The sequence below is a fragment of the Streptomyces sp. NPDC006551 genome (assembly GCF_040611675.1).
Classification (GTDB): Bacteria; Actinomycetota; Actinomycetes; order Streptomycetales; family Streptomycetaceae; genus Streptomyces.
This window is the reverse complement of record NZ_JBEXOT010000076.1, coordinates 1-14,422: the sequence shown is the minus strand read 5'-3', so window position 1 is coordinate 14,422 and position 14,422 is coordinate 1. Positions and strand designations below refer to the sequence as shown.

Genomic DNA, 14,422 nt, shown 5'->3' with positions numbered 1-14,422 from the left:
CGCTGGAACAACTCCCACAGCTCATCCGGCACCAGCCGCTCAACGATCCCCACACGGGCAGGCTATCGAACAGCCCAAATGAGATGACGTGTAAGGTTGGTGTGGGTGGCGGGGTCACGGTTCAGCAGTGCCGTCACCGCCTGATCCGCACCCGTCTTCCGCAACGCCCTCAGCAGCCTGGCAACGTCGAACGGATCAGTGAGGTCGGCCTGGACTGCGGCTCGGTTCGCCACTCTCTCGGCGGCCTGATCCGCGTCCACTCTCTGTAGCTCTCGCAGCAACTGCTCAACGTTCCCGGGATTTGTGAGGTCGGTGTGGGTGGCGGGGTCACGGTTCAGCAGCGCCGTCACCGCCTGACTTGCGCCAGCCTCCCGCAACGCCTGCAGTAGCCAGGCAACAGTGAGCGAATCAGTGATGTCAGCCTGGGTGACGGCTCGGGTGGCCAGACTCTCGACGGCCGGATCGGCGCCCGCCGCCCGCAACGCCCTCAGCAGGTTGCTAACGCCGTACGGTTCTGTGAGGTCGGTGTGGGTGGCGGGGTCACGGTTCAGCAGCACCGTCGCCGCCTGACTTGCGCCAGCCTCCCGCAACGCGTCCAGCAGCATGGCAACGCCGTACGGGTCTTTGAGGTCTGCGTGGGTGGCGATCCAGTGGGCCGCATGATGGTGTGGGTCGAGCGGTCCCCGTATTTTCCTCATCAAGAGGGCCGGAGTATGGGAGGCGCCTGTAAGCACGGCTCTGCGCCCGAGTTGGACAGCCTGCTTTTTCAAGTCATATTCCGTAGCACTGTAAGAGAGCCGTTGGAGGTCGTCGGGCTCGGTGGTGTGCGTGGTGAGTGCCTCCCAGAGGGAGGCGGAGCCGATTTGGTCGGCGCGCAGGGTTCGGGTGTGCTGGTCCAGGTAGTCGGCGGGTTCGTAGGTGGCGGGGGTGCCAGAGCGGGTGCGCAGTGCTGTCAGTGCGGTGAGCGTGTTGCGGATGTCGATGCGTGTGCCGTCGGTGCGTGCGCCGGTGCTCAGGGCGTGGAGGGCTTGGTTGGCCCATGCCGGGTCTGGGCTGCGATGGCGGGGAGCGAGGGTGCCGTCGGCTGCGTCGGCGAGCAGGGCGGCCGGGAGGGGTGCGTAGTGGCCGAGGCGGCGGGCGTCCAGTGCGGCGGTGAGGAGCGCGTGCTCGATGTGGGTGAAGAGTGTTCCAGGGCCTCGAAGGTATGCGGTCAGCAGTTCGGGTCCGCCGCTGAGCTGTTGTACAACTTTCCCGTCGCCCGCTCCGGCTTCCAGTGCGTGGGTCAGCCGGGGGTCGCTTTCGCGGTGAGCGAGCTCATTCCAGCGGTCGAGGTCATGTTCTGAGAGCTCCACAGCAACAGGGATGCGCTGTGTGCGCGGCCCGGTGAGCAGGGCCCTGGCTTGACTGTGCGGGTCCCCTTGTTTTCCCTGGGCTGTGAGTTCGCTCCAATACGGGTCGGTCCATAGTGTTGCTACAGCTGCCACTCCCGGCTGTGCTTCCAGCAGGGTCCGTAGTGCCGCGGCGGCCCGCTCGCCGACAGAGCCTTCCAGGAACCGTTGCGCTTCGTTGAGTCACACCACTGTTCCGCTCCTGATCTGGCGTCCCTCGATGAGATCCAGGAGGTCTTCAGCGGTGGCTGGGCGCAGCAAAGGGCGGGTGGGCGCAAGGTCGCGGAGGGCTTCGTAGAGGGCACGGGTCTTGCCGGTGGAGGACTCACCGGTCAGCACCGCCAGGACCGATGGGCCGTTGTCCAGTGCCGGGGTCAGGACTTGACGCAATGCGGCGTCGTGGCCGCGCGCCAAATAGGGCGTGAGGGCCTCGATGGAGTCGGGAGATCTGCTCGGCAGCGCGCTGGTGTGGACTTCCAGCATCTCTGCGGTGAGTGTTTGCAGTGTCTCCGTGGGCGGCGCCTTGGCCTCTTCGAGGGCGTGTTTCAAGGCTGCATAGGAACGGTGTTGGTGCGAGTCGGGGCGCACGATAGAGGAGTGGTCGCCGGGGAGTGCGCCGGCGTCTTTGAAGACCGCGCGCGCGGATGCGGGCGGGACGATCTTGTCTTCCTCGCCGACGTATACCGCGATCGGAATCGGACACGTCGATCCGGAGAGCGCTTGGGCGTTGACGATCTGGTTGATCACGATGCTCTGGGCGTCGTTGATTGACTCCGTGAAGGGACGCAGCTCGAGTTCCTGCGGGTTGGACGGCAACAGTTTGCGCAGAGCCAGGGCAAGGTCAGAGCCGGTGTTGGGGCAGGCGAACATGACGATGCGGCGGATGCGGCTCAGGTCCTTCCCGAGCCCCTTGCCGAGCATCCGGGCCAGGTAGCGCTGTATGACCAGTCCGCCCTGACTGTGGGAGACCAGCGCCAGAGCCTGAAAGTCTGAGGCCTTGGTCTCGAGGAACGTTCTGAGGCTGTCTGCGATGGTGTCGATAGTAGGGAGGCGGCGAAGCGGGTGGAGGGACACCAGCGATGTGGCGTACTTGAAAGGCAAGGGGGCGACAAAGGAGAGGTCTGGGTCGCTCTCTATCAGCTCCACGAACTTGTTCCACGTGTCGGGGCCCGCGTTGAACCCGTGGACGAAAACGACGCCGAGCTGTCCATGAGTCGATGTCACGTTGACTCCCGCACTCGTAGTGCGACTGACTTTCGGCCCCGGGACCCAAGGATCGATCCGCGGTGACGTCACACGCTGATCGGTCGTTGCGGCCGATCCCTGCTTGTGCAGAGCCTGTGGCTTCTAACCTAACGCCGATGGATCGGGCCTCCCACCGGTGGATGGGGGGCCTACTGGTGGGTGATTCCTCAGAGCAGTGGCAGGGGCTCGGCGGCGGCCCGCTCCGGATCCTCCCGGCGTCCGGCGGCCCGCAGGTCGGCACAGCGTCGGCACCGCTCTGACCGGCCAGGATCGAGCCGAAGGTGGGCGACGAACCCGCTGGCCTCAGCTCGCCCGCCGGTAGGCTGCCGCCGGCCCTGCGACGCGGTACCCGTAGCGGGCGTTGAGTTGATCCATGACAGGTTCCAGGCGGAGCCGGTTCTCGCGCGCCTGGTCGAGGGATAGCTGGGTACCGGGTCCTTCGTCGGCGGGTCGGAGGTCTTCGGCGATGAGGGTGAGGCGGCGGATCCGGGCGCGCTGGAACGCGAGCGCGTCGAGGAGGCGGAGCGTGCCGGCGCGGAGGTCTTCGGTGTGGGCGGAGGGCTGGGGCAGGCGCTTGGTGCGTTGGGCGGTGGCGCCGTCGGCCATCTGTACGACCAGGGTGAGGCTACGGGCGATCTGCCCGCGGCCGCGGATCCGGCCGGCGAGGGTGACGACCAGGTCCAGGAGCGCGGCGCGGACGATGACCGGGTCGTACATGTCCCGGGCGAAGCCGAAGCTTGCGCTGGTCGACTCGGGCATGCGCTGGACGGCGACGGCGCGGGGGTCGATGCCGCGGGCGCGGTCGCGCAGAGTCCGGCCGGCTTTGCCGCCGAGGATCCGGCACACCACGGGCTCGTCCATGGTCGCGAGCGCGGCGACCGTGTGCAGGCCGTAGGCCTTGAGCTGGGCGGCTTGGGCGGGGCCGATGCCGTGCAGGGCCTGGATCGGGAGCGGTCCGAGGAACTCCTCGACGGCGCGGTGGTCGGGCAGGTGGAGCACCCCGGAGCCGCCGACGCATGCGGAGGCGGTCGCGGCGGTCGCCCAGGTGTCGGCGACCCCGATGTGTGTGTCGATGCCGACCTGCACGAGGACCTGGACGCGGAAGCGCTGCGCGAGCTCGCCCGCGTCCACGCCGAACAGCTTGAGCGATCCCTTGACCTGCGCGAGCGCGGCCATGGGCGGGAGCGGCTGGACGAGTGGTGTGAACCCGGCGAGGAGGTCCAGGACGCGGCGGTGGTCCTCGGGGGAGGTGTCCGGTCGGCACCGGACGTGCCAGATGGTGTGCGACGCCGTCATGACGGGCTCCCCGCGTGATCGCGCTCGTCGTGGACGAGGCTCGCCAGATCGGCCCGCCCGGCTGCCGTGCGCGGCCGCGCCCAGTACGGGTGGAAGTACACGGCGGCCGACAGGCGCAGCAGCTGGCGGCGCAGCACGGTCGTACGGGCCGTGCCGGGGCGGGCGAGCTCGGCGTAGACCGCGGCCCAGGATCGCTGGGCGGTGACGAGGTCTTCGGGGAAGGGGTGATGCCTCATAGAATGATTAGAGCACCTGTTCGAATTCTGGCGCACGTCGTGCCGCACCCGGCCCAGGGGAACGCGAGTTCTGCCCTCTGCCGGAACGGCACCCGCCCGCCGACTTGAGGAAGAGCGCCATGACGACCCCCGCCCCCGCCCCCGCGCCGCGCAACCTCCCCGCCAACATGTGCCCGCCGCACCTCCTGGGCCGCTGCGCCCGCTGCCTCGCTCCGTGCCATCGTTACGGGGTTGGCGGCTCACCGCTGTGCCAGGCCCATCAAACAGAGGTGGCCGAGCTACAGAAGCCCAAGCGAACCCTCGCAGACGCGGTGTGAGCTGATGTCCGAGCTGCCGCCCGACCTGCCGCGTCTGCGGACGCTGGAGCACTGGCTGGTGCTGTCCCTGGACCGCGTCCGGGCCCGTATCGCCGAGGTCGAGACGCGTGAGGCAGCACTGCGGCCGGTACGGGTCCTGCCCGAGGGACCGGGCTGGGTGCTGGCCTACCTGCGCGTCGGCGGCCGCCCCGTGGCGGACAGCATCCACATCGGGGACTGCCGCATGGCCGGGAAGATCACCAAGCCCCTCAGCCGCGACGAAGCCCGCCACGCCCTGACCGCCGGCGGGATACGGGCGTGTGACATCTGCCGGCCCGACTCCGACCTCGGCATCCTCGACTGAGACACCACGCCGGGCCGGTCGCAGGTTGGACGGTTACTCCGCGGGGATCCGGCGGGAGAGGTCCGAGGCGAGCTGTCCGGCGGCCAGGCCGCGCGGGGTGAGGTCGAGGGTTTCCAACAGCCGCATATATCCGACCGCGTCCCGCGCCTCCGCAGCGGTCAGCACAGGCGGAAGCGGCTCGGTCGGATAGTCGCCGGTCACCGGCTCAGCAGTTTCCACGCAGGGATCAACAGGCGACGGGCCCGTCAGGACACGAGCAGCCGATGCCCGTCTGGCGCTGGTGACGCCCCGTGAGCCGGTTCAGGAGGCCCGCTTCCTGGTTGTCTTCTCCGCCGTCGTCTTCTTGGCGGGCGTCTTCTTCGCGGGCGTCTCCTTGGCCGCGACCTTCTTCTTCGGCTTCGGCATCTCATGCACGGTGGCGTCGCCACCGGTTTCGCCGCGGGATTCCCTGGCCTTCACCACGGACTCCTGCAAGGCCGCCATCAGGTCCACGACCTTCCCGGTCGGCGCCGCCTCCTCGCCCCCGACCGGCACCGGCTGGCGGTGCTCGGCCTTCGCCTCGATGACCTCGGCCAGGGCGTCGCGGTAGTGGTCGACCAGCTCAAGGTCGTCCAGGTGCTCGGCGCTCATCGTCTCCATCAACGCGAGCGCGCCCTCGACCTCCTCCTCGGTGAGCTCGGTCTCGCCGGGGGCGACGGGCTCGGAGGAACGGATCTCGTCCGGCCAATGCATGCTGTTCAGCAGCAGGGCGTCGCCCTTGATCCGGAGCATCCCGAGACGCTCACGGCCGCGGAGAGCGAACTTCGCGATGGCCACCTTGTCCGTACGCTCCAGCGCCTTGCGCAACAAGACGTACGGCTTGGCTGCGACGGCGCCGTCGGCGGTGAGGTAGTAGTTGCCCTCGCCGAGCTGGATGGGGTCGATGCTCTTGCGGTCGACGAACGCGACGATGTCGATGGCCTTCGCGGTCGGCAGCGGCATCTGGGCGAGCTCGTCATCCGAGATGGGGATGACGCGGTCCTTGCTGATCTCGTAGCCCTTGCCGATCTCGTCCTGGCCCAGCTCCCGGCCGTCGAGGTCGCACACCTTGCGGTAGCGGATCCGGCCGCCGTCCTTCTCATGGATCTGCCGGAAGGAGACATCGTGGGACTCCGTGGCCGGCTCCAGCTTCACCGGGATCGTCACGAGCCCAAAACTCACGGCCCCGCTCCAGATCGGACGACCGGGCATCAGCACCTCCAGGAGCCCCCCTGGGGTTCTGACCTCAGACTATGCAGACCCCTGCTGTGATCGCACACCCTCCCGGGCCGTCCGGCTCACCGCCGGTGCCGACGACGCGCACGGTGAGGGCAGCGGTGTCTCAGTCTCCCGGACGGGCATCGCGGCCGCGGCGCAGTGGCGGCCACTCAGAGGTGGCCGTCCAGGAACTCCCGTACCTCGGCGGTGGTCATGGGCCCCATGCCGTGGGCCACCGCCTCTCCCTCCTTCAGCAGGACGTAGGACGGGGCTCCGGTGATCCCGTATCGCTCGGTTGCGGCCGGACAGCGCGTGATGGCGGTGCGGACGGCCGTCAGGCGGCCTGTGTACTCGTCGGCGATCCCGCCCACGACGAGGTCCATCGCCCGGCAGGGCTCGATCGCCTTGGGCCATGTCCCGGTGAAGTAGGCGAGGACCGGAACTTCGCTCATCCCGAGGATGAAATCGAACTCCGCGTCCTCGCGGGGTTGGTGAACCCGCTTCGCCATCGAAGCTCCTGACCTCGCGTTCCGTCATTCCATCCCCATCATCCCGCGCGGTGCGGCAGGCCGGCCCGGCAGTACCGCCGTCCCTGTCACCCCCCGGGGAGTGCCCCGGGAAACCCGGACGAAGAGCGCTAGCCATGACGCGGTGCACGCCGCTACCGCAGCTCGTCACCAGAGCCGGACCCTCCACCTGAAGGCTCTGATCAGGGGCGTGCGCCGGGGCGCGGTCGTGTGTGACGGCCGTCTGCGGCGATGAGATGGGCTGGCTGGACGGGTAGTGCGCGGGTGGCGCGCCTTGGCGGCCAAACCTCATCAGCGTGTGACTTAGCTCACGAGTTCGGGTGACGTCGCATCATGGGCACGGTGGGTAACCGGACCGACACCTTCCGGAGAGAAAACGTGCGTCTCAGAGGTAACCCAGAGGGGTCCCGTCTCGGTGAGTAAGGGTGAGGACACGCTGTGTTCTGCTCGGGGTGGCAGCGTCGCCGACCCGAGCTCCAACTGCTTGATGAAGGAGGCTTCGTGGAGCTCCACTGGACCTGGTACGCGCTGGCGATCGTCGGCGCCTACCGGATGATCACGGTGTGCTTCGAAGCCGTCGTGCGACGAACCATTCACATCGCTCGGCAGTCCACCACCGCCGAGCCCGTCACCTCCCCGGTCCGTACCCCGCGCGGACCCATCGCCCCGCCGCCCGGCGCCGTCCAGCCGCTCTACCGGGAGCTGCACCCCGGCTTCGCGCCCGCGCAGGGAGAAGGGCAGGGCGAGCGGTGAACGACACCTTCGGCCCCTGGCCCGACACCATCGAGCCCGACCCGGAACGAGCGGCGCTCCCCGTCTCCTTCGATGCCTTCTTCCGGCAGCACAAGGACAGGTTCTTCCGCATAGCTCTCCACCGGCTGCGCGACCCGCGCGACGCCGACGAGGCACTGGGCGACGCCGGCCTGACCATGCACAAGAAGTGGGAACGCATCCTTGCCCACGCGAACCCCATGGCCATGGCAATGCGCATCCTCGACAACAAGATCACCGACTTCTATCGGGCCCGGGCCCGGCACTCGGGCAGGGAGCTCGCCCTCACCGAGCGCCCCGACACCTCCTACCTGATGGAGCTGCGCGAGCAGGACCGGCTCGACCGGGCCCTGGAGGCACTCAGGAAGATCGCGCCGCAGCAGGCGCAGTGCTGGGAGATGCACAACGTCCTCGGCGACTCCTACGCCGACATCGCCGAGCACTTGGGAATCACCCCGGGCGCGGCTAAGACCAACGCGTTCAAGGGAAAGAACAAGCTCAGGGCGCTGCTCACGGAGCTCTTGGACACGGAGAAAGGGGACTCCTGATGTTGGAAGAACTCCTGGACAGGCAAGTCCAGTACCTACGTCGACAGGCGGACCAGCACGACACCGACGACTTCATGGACCGCCTGGCCGCACGAGTCGCCCAGGACGCAGGCAGGCCCGCCCGCGTTGGATACGCCCCGACCGACAAGGCGTTCCGGCGCGCGGCACCCGACCTGTCCGACGCCGAGTCCGAGGCGGAGCCCGTCACCCAGGTCGCACCGCCGCCCGCTGGGCCCGAGCGCTCCTCCACGCGTCCGCAGGGGACGACCCGCCCTCGCGCCCGGCACGGCATCCGGCGGCGCCCCACCCCAATCATCCAGGCCGACCACGCAGCATCCCAGTTCGCTGTCCTCGCCTACGTCCAACAACTGTGCGAAAGCGTGCTCCGCTCCAACGACATCGACACCCTCGCCGACTTCGCCGCCGACTACGACCAAGCCGGAGCCCGGACTTTCGCCTGCCTCCTGTACAGCCTCGACCGCCGCGAAAGCGCCCTGTACTGGTGGCGGTTCGCCGCTGGCGCCGGCGACCCTCTTGCCGCGCATCTGCTCGCCGCACACCATGCCGCCGTCGGACAGAGCCCCGACGCCCGCATCTGGCGTGCCAGCGCGCAAATGCTCGGCTTCTGCGACCGGCACCTTCCCCAGCCCGTCCGGCACAGCGCCGAGATCGCCGAAGGGTTCGCCCGCGAGATGCCCTGGGAGACCGAGATGCGTGTCTTCCTGCGCTCGCCCAACCTTCCCCAGGAGCTCGTCGCCCGCTGATCCGGGAGGACCCGCCGGGAACCCGAGGCCCCGCGCCATGCTGGCGCGGGGCCTCACCACCCTGCGGGGTAAGCGGTAGTCGTCTTCGTCGAGACCGACTGGCCGCTGCCCTGCTGATCAGCGATCGTCCGAGTCGTTGAAGTCGGTGGTGGTCTTGGCCTGGTCTGCCACGTCGGCAGGTGTGGCGGCGCTGTCGGCGTCGTGTGGGAGCCTTCCTCGATGTAGGTATCGGTGTCACTCTGCTCGGCCGTCGTGTCAGCTCCTGGGGACCGTGGCGTCGGACGGGCACGGTTGCCCGTCGGCGACTCGAGCTACGGAGCGGGCGTGTAGTGGACGACCTGCTTCTCGCACGGGCCGCCGGCGTAGACCTTGATGGCGTCGATCTCGGCCTGGTCGGCGGTCAGGCCCCAGCGGAGCTTGGTCGCGGTCCACTCGGCGAGGTAGCGGCAGGTAGCGCCTGGGGCCGGCGGCATCCACGTCGCCGGGTCCTGGTCGGCCTTCTGCCGGTTCGTCCGCGCCGTGACCGCGACGAGGCTGGTGGCCGCGTCCTGGTCGTTGGCGTACGCCTCACGCCGCTTCGCATCCCACGTGGAGGCGCCGGAGTCCCAGGCCTCGGCGAGCGGGACCATGTGGTCAATGTCGAGCTTCGCCGGGTCGGTGACTTCTTGCTCGTCGTAGTACGACAGCCACTCGCCCTCACCGACCTTGCAGCCGGCCGCGACGGTCGGCGCTTCGGTCGCCTCGGCGAGGAGGACCTCGGCGCGGGTGTTGCAGCCGTCGGCGGGGTCGAGTCCATTGTTCCAATGGCGGAACTTATCCCGGGTGTACCCAGCCCTGCTCTCGTCGGCGACGGGGATCTGGTCGACCGCGTAGCTGAGCGGGAACGTCTGCGCGGCCGCAGCCGCCGGGGCGGCCTGCGCAGAAGCGGGCAGTGTGAGCGGGGTCAGGGCCAGGGAGAGCGCGGCCAAGCCGCGGGTAAAGTTCTTGATCACAACTGCAGGGGTACAGGCCACGGTGTCGGGCTGGTTGAGCGTTTCGCGTGCCGCTCAGCCGCGTGGGTGAAGAGGTTCACCGGAGAAACGGTCCAGCGGCACCAGGTGCCCAGGTCTGCCAGCGGTGACGTGCGGCCCCAACGGCAGGGCGCCCCGCTGCCCCTCCAATCTTGTTCCGCCGACGCTGCTCAGGCACCACTGCTCAACGAGACCCGACTGCTCTGCGCACAGGAACTGTTCGACGCCGGGACATAACAGGAAATGCTGACGGGCCCTCAACCGGCTGCCTGAAGGCGCCCCCGTAAGTCGGTCCCGCCGACCGAACCTCCGCCGGGCGGTAGGGGCGGCCGGGCGCAACCTTCGGAAGAGCGCGCGAGTCTCACAGACGCACCAAGGGCCCGCCGCCCACTGGGGCGGCGGGCCTGACGGTCATCGCTGGCCCCACCAGACGAGCCCGGTCACGATGGCTCCGCCCATTGCTGACGCCAGCCCGTAGACCAGTCCGTGGCTTGCCGTGCGGTCAGTGACCGCAGATATCGCTGTCGCCTGGCAGCGGGAGATTCGCTTCGGGACGAGGTCACTGAAGCTGGCGGCTCTTCCCTTCGCGTAGACCGTGGCGTCGACGCGCGGTGGGCGTCGACCGTAGGCTCTGTAAGACCCATGCTTCTTTCTCCCTGTCGATGAAGTTGCTGGGCTACCTCGCGGCCCCCTGTGAGCGCAGGGGGCCGCGCCCGGCCTTCCGTCATTCGTGCGGCAGCGTGCCGCCCCGTGGGCACCTGCCAGCCACGGGTGTGCACCCAGGCGGGGGCGATGAAGAAGCCGGTCCCGTAGTTGAGCGCGACCTCCATGTTTCACCGAAGCGAAGGGGGGTGCCGACGTTCACCGACGCTTCCCGTCCCTGCTGGATTGTGCCTGTGCCCTCGGCAATTAGGCGCTCTGCGCTGGTCAGGATCGCCGGGGAACGGACGGTCGGGGCGGGGTGTCGTAGAAGACGCCGATGCCACAGCAGTAGACCGGTATGCCCAGCGATCGAGCTGGGTTCGGCGGGTGACCGTGCGGGAGGGGCTGGTCGAGGGCCCGGGCCACCTACGCTGCCGAGACGAGTTTCAGGACGCGGCCCGCGACGGAGGCAGGGGCGGTGCGGGAGCCGGCGCCATTGGGTGCGCCGAAGCTCTAGCTCAGTAGTGCCACCCTGGCGGGACGGGTTGCCGGTGACCTGCCCACTGGCTGAGGCGCGGGCAGCAGAGTCGTGGTCAGCGCTGCCGTGTAGCAGCAGTGGTCAGTACGCCGCTTACTCCGTGTACTTCACCAACCGAGGCATCGAGGAGTTGGAGAAGCGGTGCGGCGAGGACGAGATCACCGTCGAGTGGCTCGCCAGTCGGGCCGGATGCGGGTCGACCACTTGCGGATCACTCAAACTCCGTCTCCTGGAGGGCCTTGCCGCATGCTTCCCCGCCCCGGCCTCCGACGTACCCGCCGCTGCCCCGGCGTCGGCGATCCCGGAAGCGTTCACCGGCCCGGACCCGGACCCGGAGCCGACCCCGGCCCCGGCGCCCGCCACCGTGCCGTCGTCCCGCCCGAAGGCGGCGGTGAGCAGCACCGCCAAGCCGGCGGCCGCGTCGTCGCGGCGCCCGGGTGCGAAGAAGGCGGTGGCGAAGAAGACCACGGCGACGGCCACCGTCGACCCGCGCTTCGAGAAGCCCGCTCGCCGTCATCGACTGCGACTGGGCCTCGGGCTCGACGACGTGTGCCGTGTCCTGAGTGGCCGCACCACGGTCGCCGGGGTCGCCGACGCGCATGTGGCCGCGCTCGACGCACAGATCCGCTCCCTCAAGGTGAGCCGGGCCGTCCTGTCCACCGTGGCGAAACGGGATTCGACCGTTGAGGAGACAGCACTGATGAACCGGTTGGCGCGGCTTTCCGCCGCCGAGCGCAAGCAGATCATCGACGAGTTCAAGGAGGAGGTGTTCGGCGGCCTCGACGACCCGCGCCTGCGCGACCGCATGCGCGCCTTCAGCATCGAGTTGCCCGACGATCCCACACCTGAGCAGGTCGACGCCTGGATCGACTTGGCCGAATCGGTTCGGGACCCCGGGTTCCGCGCCCGGTTGCGCACATGGATGGAGCTCAACACGCCCGTACCGGGGCAGAGCCGTCCCCCGGGGCGTCCATCTGGTGGGCCAGGCAATCGTGCGGACCGTCGCGGAGGTCAGAAAAGGCGGGGTCGCTCCTGAGGAGCCGGCAGCGGCCGAGGTGCTGTCCGAGCTGTTCGGTGACGCCGATCGGGCCGCCGTGCTGCGCAGCCTGGAGGCCGGGATCGAGGCAGGAGCAGAGCACTACCGCAGGCTCGTCGCCCGTGTGCGCGGGCAGAATTCGTCGCCCGACGCGACCGAGGAGCTGGAATGGCTGGCGCGGGCCCTGCGCGCCGCGGATCAGACCTGACCTGGTGCTCGACCTCGGCACGGGGCAGGCCGCCGACCTCGCGGTGCCGCTCGACCGGGACGAGCTGATCGCCAATGGGCCGCGGCTGTCCGACAACGGCGCCACCCGGCTGGGGACGGCGGCGTTGGTTCGGAGGCCGGACCCGGACACGGCACGCGCCATCCCGACCCCGGACCGGTACGCCGACCCTGGGTGCACAACTGGCAGTTCGGCAGGCGGTCGTGATGACCGAGGACATCCAGGCCGACGTCACCGTCGAGACCCTTCGGATCGCTCAGCATCATCGCGAGCTGAGCCTCGGTGCCACCCTCGTCGCCGATCGCCGGGAACCCGATGGCGTCGGCTGGGTCGTCCTTGCCGACCCTGAAGGCAATGAATTCTGCGTTCTGCGCAGCGCGGCCGAGCGCGCAGCGATGCCGCCCTGAGGCTCATTCGCTCACCGTCCGAGTAGCTGATCACAGCCACTCGTTCTCGATGTGTGAGGCCGTCGCTGGGGCCGGTCGGTCGGCGGGCCTGATTGGCTGGCAGGGAGGCATGGCCGCGTGTGAGTGTGGGTTGCCTGGTTCCCTCGTTCGGGTGCATGTTGCTGACGGGTGAAACCAGTTTGCCCGGAGCTGCAGTCGATGGGGGCATGCAGATCGACGAGCAGCACGTCGCCGAACCGGGCCTGGTCGTCCTGGACGTCACCGCCGGCGACGAGGAGACGGCCCGCGCGGTGCTGGACGGGCTTCAGCAGCTGTGGGCGACCTCCGGCATCACGCCGGTGTGGCGGGTACCAGGCGAGTCCGGCGTACGGGCCCGGGTGCACGCGGACATCCGCCGCTCGGGCCACCGATGACATCGGCTCACTAGGTCCGCTCGTACCGTTCCGCAGACTTTGGCCCAACTTCACAATTTCCACACATCTAGCGCTCTTCGGGTGCGATGATCGCACTCTTCAGACGCCACCCCCCTTCTCCTGAAAGGTCCTTATGAGCCGTACCGTACGTATCGCTGCGCTCGCTTCCGCCGCACTTGGTGTGGTCGCCCTGGCCACCCCGAGCCAGGCGGCCTCCACCACCGGCGCACTGATGATCACGCATGTGCGGCCGAACGCCGCCGGGGCCGACACCAGCGGCACCACCCAGCTGAACCTCAACGGCGAGTACTTCGTCATCAAGAACGTCACCAGCCGCACGGTCAACACCGGCGGCTACGTCCCCGACATCACGACCAACACCTACGGGCGCGCCCTGCCCACCTACTACCTGCCGGCCGGCGCCAAGGCCTACGTTCACACCGGCAGCGGCCGCCACTACCGAGACAGCAGCGGCGCACACCACATCTACCGCGGCTACGCCCGCCACACCCTGCTGAACACCAGCACCGTGAAGAACCCGGACCTGCGGCTGAAGAAGCCTGGCAGCCCGGACAACAACACGAGCACCGGCAGCATCAGCACCTGCAACTGGAACACCGCTGCGAACGGCACCACCTACGGCTGCTGACACCTCCCGCAGGCGCCCGCCCGCCCGCAGCAGCAGGACCGCCCTCGGGCTCACGTTCTGCGCTGCGGGCATCTCCATGAGGGCCGCAGGCCAGCAACTAGCGGCATCGGCAAGCTCGTCGAAGACCCATCGGTGCTCGGCGTACGAGAGCCGGTGGTAGTCGGCGCCTGGCGCGCGCCTGCGGGGCTGGGCAATGCGGCGGACCGGCTCGGCGAGCGCCGCGGCCCGTCCGACGTCCCGTTGAACGGCCAGCCGCTCGTCCAAGGGCGATGCCCTCGCGGGCCTGCAACACCTGACGATCCTCGTCGCGGCCCCGTTCGTCCTGGTGATGATCGGCATGTGCTGGGCCCTCTTGCGAGACCTCCGCCAAGACCCATTGATCGTCCGCCAAGAACTCGCCGAAGAGGCGGTGGAGGAAGCCGTGATCGCGGGCCACGAGGAGTACGCGGGCGACTTCGAGATCCGCATCGGCCCGGCACAGGGCGAGGCCCCTCCAGGGGAAACGCAGGACGGACGTGACCACAAAGACCCGGGAGCCCCGCCTCCGGCCACCTGACAGGTAGCGGCGGCCACTGTCCGGTCCCACTCGAGCCGGACGAACGGCTACGACTCCTCGGTCAGAGCTCGCCGCGGCGAGCGAGCTGCTTCACAGCGTTCTCACGGATGATCTCGTTCTCGTCGCCGCGCAAGCCCTCGAGGGCTTCCCGGGCTTCCTCGCCGGGAATGGCGCCGAGCGCCCAGATCGCCTTCACCGCGAGGGCCCGGGACTCGTCGAAGTCCAGGTACTCGGGAACCCAGCGAGTCGCCGCGACGAGCGCCGGCCCCGTCCT

General features: G+C 69.0%; 18 protein-coding genes and 3 pseudogenes. 12 read left to right on the top strand and 9 right to left on the bottom strand.

What is annotated here, in order from left to right; genetic code table 11:
• Positions 1-62: 62 nt before the first annotated feature.
• The 4 genes from ABZY12_RS33670 to ABZY12_RS33655 form a co-directional block, all read right to left on the bottom strand.
• A complete protein-coding gene (locus ABZY12_RS33670) occupies positions 63-1,352 on the bottom strand; it encodes a hypothetical protein (RefSeq protein ID WP_356897151.1) in 1,290 nt (429 codons plus the stop codon).
• A 219-nt stretch (positions 1,353-1,571) separates the two neighbouring features.
• On the bottom strand, positions 1,572-2,612 hold the full coding sequence (locus tag ABZY12_RS33665) for an alpha/beta fold hydrolase (RefSeq protein WP_356897149.1): 1,041 nt from the start codon (positions 2,610-2,612) through the stop codon (positions 1,572-1,574).
• A gap of 324 nt (positions 2,613-2,936) precedes the next feature.
• Entirely contained in the window at positions 2,937-3,929 is a 993-nt protein-coding gene (locus tag ABZY12_RS33660; protein WP_356897147.1) for a hypothetical protein, read from the bottom strand.
• Complete coding sequence (locus ABZY12_RS33655; RefSeq protein ID WP_356897145.1) at positions 3,926-4,165, bottom strand: hypothetical protein; 240 nt, start codon at positions 4,163-4,165, stop codon at positions 3,926-3,928. The genes ABZY12_RS33660 and ABZY12_RS33655 overlap by 4 nt, the downstream gene beginning before the upstream one ends.
• A 321-nt stretch (positions 4,166-4,486) precedes the next feature.
• Between ABZY12_RS33655 and ABZY12_RS33650 the strand changes: the two genes are divergently transcribed.
• Positions 4,487-4,825, top strand: coding sequence for a DUF6233 domain-containing protein (locus tag ABZY12_RS33650; protein ID WP_356897143.1), 339 nt, complete (start codon positions 4,487-4,489; stop codon positions 4,823-4,825).
• Positions 4,826-5,125: 300 nt separating this feature from the next.
• On the opposite strand, the gene ABZY12_RS33645 is transcribed toward ABZY12_RS33650, so the two are convergent.
• Positions 5,126-6,055, bottom strand: coding sequence for a Ku protein (locus ABZY12_RS33645; RefSeq protein WP_356897141.1), 930 nt, complete (start codon positions 6,053-6,055; stop codon positions 5,126-5,128).
• 176 nt (positions 6,056-6,231) lie between these two features.
• Positions 6,232-6,570: a thioredoxin domain-containing protein gene (locus tag ABZY12_RS33640; RefSeq protein WP_356897139.1), complete on the bottom strand. Its 339-nt coding sequence runs from the start codon at positions 6,568-6,570 to the stop codon at positions 6,232-6,234.
• 519 nt (positions 6,571-7,089) lie between these two features.
• On the opposite strand from ABZY12_RS33640, the gene ABZY12_RS33635 reads away from it, so the two are divergent.
• Genes ABZY12_RS33635 through ABZY12_RS33625 form a run of 3 tightly spaced genes read left to right on the top strand, consistent with a single transcriptional unit; the run spans position 7,090 to position 8,671 of the window.
• On the top strand, positions 7,090-7,341 hold the full coding sequence (locus tag ABZY12_RS33635) for a hypothetical protein (RefSeq protein WP_356897137.1): 252 nt from the start codon (positions 7,090-7,092) through the stop codon (positions 7,339-7,341).
• Positions 7,338-7,907 (top strand): RNA polymerase sigma factor, encoded by a 570-nt coding sequence (locus ABZY12_RS33630; protein ID WP_356897135.1) that lies wholly within the window; start codon positions 7,338-7,340, stop codon positions 7,905-7,907. The genes ABZY12_RS33635 and ABZY12_RS33630 overlap by 4 nt, the downstream gene beginning before the upstream one ends.
• Positions 7,907-8,671 carry a hypothetical protein gene (locus ABZY12_RS33625; protein ID WP_356897133.1) on the top strand — a complete coding sequence of 255 codons (765 nt, stop codon included), beginning with the start codon at positions 7,907-7,909 and terminating at the stop codon, positions 8,669-8,671. Before ABZY12_RS33630 ends, ABZY12_RS33625 begins: the two co-directional genes overlap by 1 nt.
• A 311-nt stretch (positions 8,672-8,982) precedes the next feature.
• Here the strand turns inward: ABZY12_RS33625 and ABZY12_RS33620 are convergent, their stop codons facing one another.
• On the bottom strand, positions 8,983-9,663 hold the full coding sequence (locus ABZY12_RS33620; protein WP_356897131.1) for an HNH endonuclease family protein: 681 nt from the start codon (positions 9,661-9,663) through the stop codon (positions 8,983-8,985).
• Positions 9,664-10,343: 680 nt separating this feature from the next.
• On the opposite strand from ABZY12_RS33620, the pseudogene ABZY12_RS33615 reads away from it, so the two are divergent.
• Positions 10,344-11,006 (top strand): annotated as a pseudogene (locus ABZY12_RS33615) (hypothetical protein); the annotation flags it as partial.
• Here the strand turns inward: ABZY12_RS33615 and ABZY12_RS33610 are convergent.
• The gene (locus tag ABZY12_RS33610; RefSeq protein ID WP_356897157.1) at positions 10,955-11,080 is read right to left on the bottom strand and encodes a hypothetical protein; all 126 of its coding nucleotides are present in this window, start codon (positions 11,078-11,080) and stop codon (positions 10,955-10,957) included. The pseudogene ABZY12_RS33615 and the gene ABZY12_RS33610 sit on opposite strands and share 52 nt — an antisense overlap.
• 172 nt (positions 11,081-11,252) lie before the next feature.
• Between ABZY12_RS33610 and ABZY12_RS33605 the strand changes: the two genes are divergently transcribed.
• The 7 genes and pseudogenes from ABZY12_RS33605 to ABZY12_RS33575 all read left to right on the top strand — a co-directional run.
• Positions 11,253-11,897 (top strand): hypothetical protein, encoded by a 645-nt coding sequence (locus ABZY12_RS33605; protein ID WP_356897155.1) that lies wholly within the window; start codon positions 11,253-11,255, stop codon positions 11,895-11,897.
• Between the two features lie 19 nt (positions 11,898-11,916).
• The gene (locus ABZY12_RS33600; RefSeq protein WP_328681163.1) at positions 11,917-12,105 is read left to right on the top strand and encodes a hypothetical protein; all 189 of its coding nucleotides are present in this window, start codon (positions 11,917-11,919) and stop codon (positions 12,103-12,105) included.
• A 1-nt stretch (position 12,106) separates the two neighbouring features.
• Positions 12,107-12,330: pseudogene (locus ABZY12_RS33595) on the top strand (hypothetical protein); the annotation flags it as partial.
• Entirely contained in the window at positions 12,294-12,530 is a 237-nt protein-coding gene (locus ABZY12_RS33590; RefSeq protein WP_356897153.1) for a VOC family protein, read from the top strand. The pseudogene ABZY12_RS33595 and the gene ABZY12_RS33590, both read left to right, overlap by 37 nt.
• Positions 12,531-12,736: 206 nt before the next feature.
• Positions 12,737-12,943, top strand: a complete 207-nt coding sequence (locus ABZY12_RS33585) for a DUF6207 family protein (RefSeq protein WP_356897129.1) — start codon at positions 12,737-12,739, stop codon at positions 12,941-12,943.
• A 133-nt stretch (positions 12,944-13,076) separates the two neighbouring features.
• Positions 13,077-13,592: a hypothetical protein gene (locus ABZY12_RS33580; protein ID WP_356897127.1), complete on the top strand. Its 516-nt coding sequence runs from the start codon at positions 13,077-13,079 to the stop codon at positions 13,590-13,592.
• 262 nt (positions 13,593-13,854) lie between these two features.
• Positions 13,855-14,148 (top strand): annotated as a pseudogene (locus ABZY12_RS33575) (BCCT family transporter); the annotation flags it as partial.
• 61 nt (positions 14,149-14,209) lie between these two features.
• Here the strand turns inward: ABZY12_RS33575 and ABZY12_RS33570 are convergent.
• Positions 14,210-14,422, bottom strand: a 213-nt coding sequence (locus tag ABZY12_RS33570; protein ID WP_356897125.1) for a HEAT repeat domain-containing protein, incomplete at its 5' end; no start/stop codon positions are given.

Bases quoted from the DNA above. Each gene is read 5' to 3' on its own strand.
- ABZY12_RS33650 (WP_356897143.1), top strand. From the start codon at position 4,487: ATGTCCGAGCTGCCGCCCGACCTGCCGCGTCTGCGGACGCTGGAGCAC.
- ABZY12_RS33640 (WP_356897139.1), bottom strand. From the start codon at position 6,570: ATGGCGAAGCGGGTTCACCAACCCCGCGAGGACGCGGAGTTCGATTTC.
- ABZY12_RS33580 (WP_356897127.1), top strand. From the start codon at position 13,077: ATGAGCCGTACCGTACGTATCGCTGCGCTCGCTTCCGCCGCACTTGGT.
- ABZY12_RS33660 (WP_356897147.1), bottom strand. From the start codon at position 3,929: ATGACGGCGTCGCACACCATCTGGCACGTCCGGTGCCGACCGGACACC.
- ABZY12_RS33625 (WP_356897133.1), top strand. From the start codon at position 7,907: ATGTTGGAAGAACTCCTGGACAGGCAAGTCCAGTACCTACGTCGACAG.
- ABZY12_RS33645 (WP_356897141.1), bottom strand. From the start codon at position 6,055: ATGCCCGGTCGTCCGATCTGGAGCGGGGCCGTGAGTTTTGGGCTCGTG.
- ABZY12_RS33655 (WP_356897145.1), bottom strand. From the start codon at position 4,165: ATGAGGCATCACCCCTTCCCCGAAGACCTCGTCACCGCCCAGCGATCC.
- ABZY12_RS33585 (WP_356897129.1), top strand. From the start codon at position 12,737: ATGCAGATCGACGAGCAGCACGTCGCCGAACCGGGCCTGGTCGTCCTG.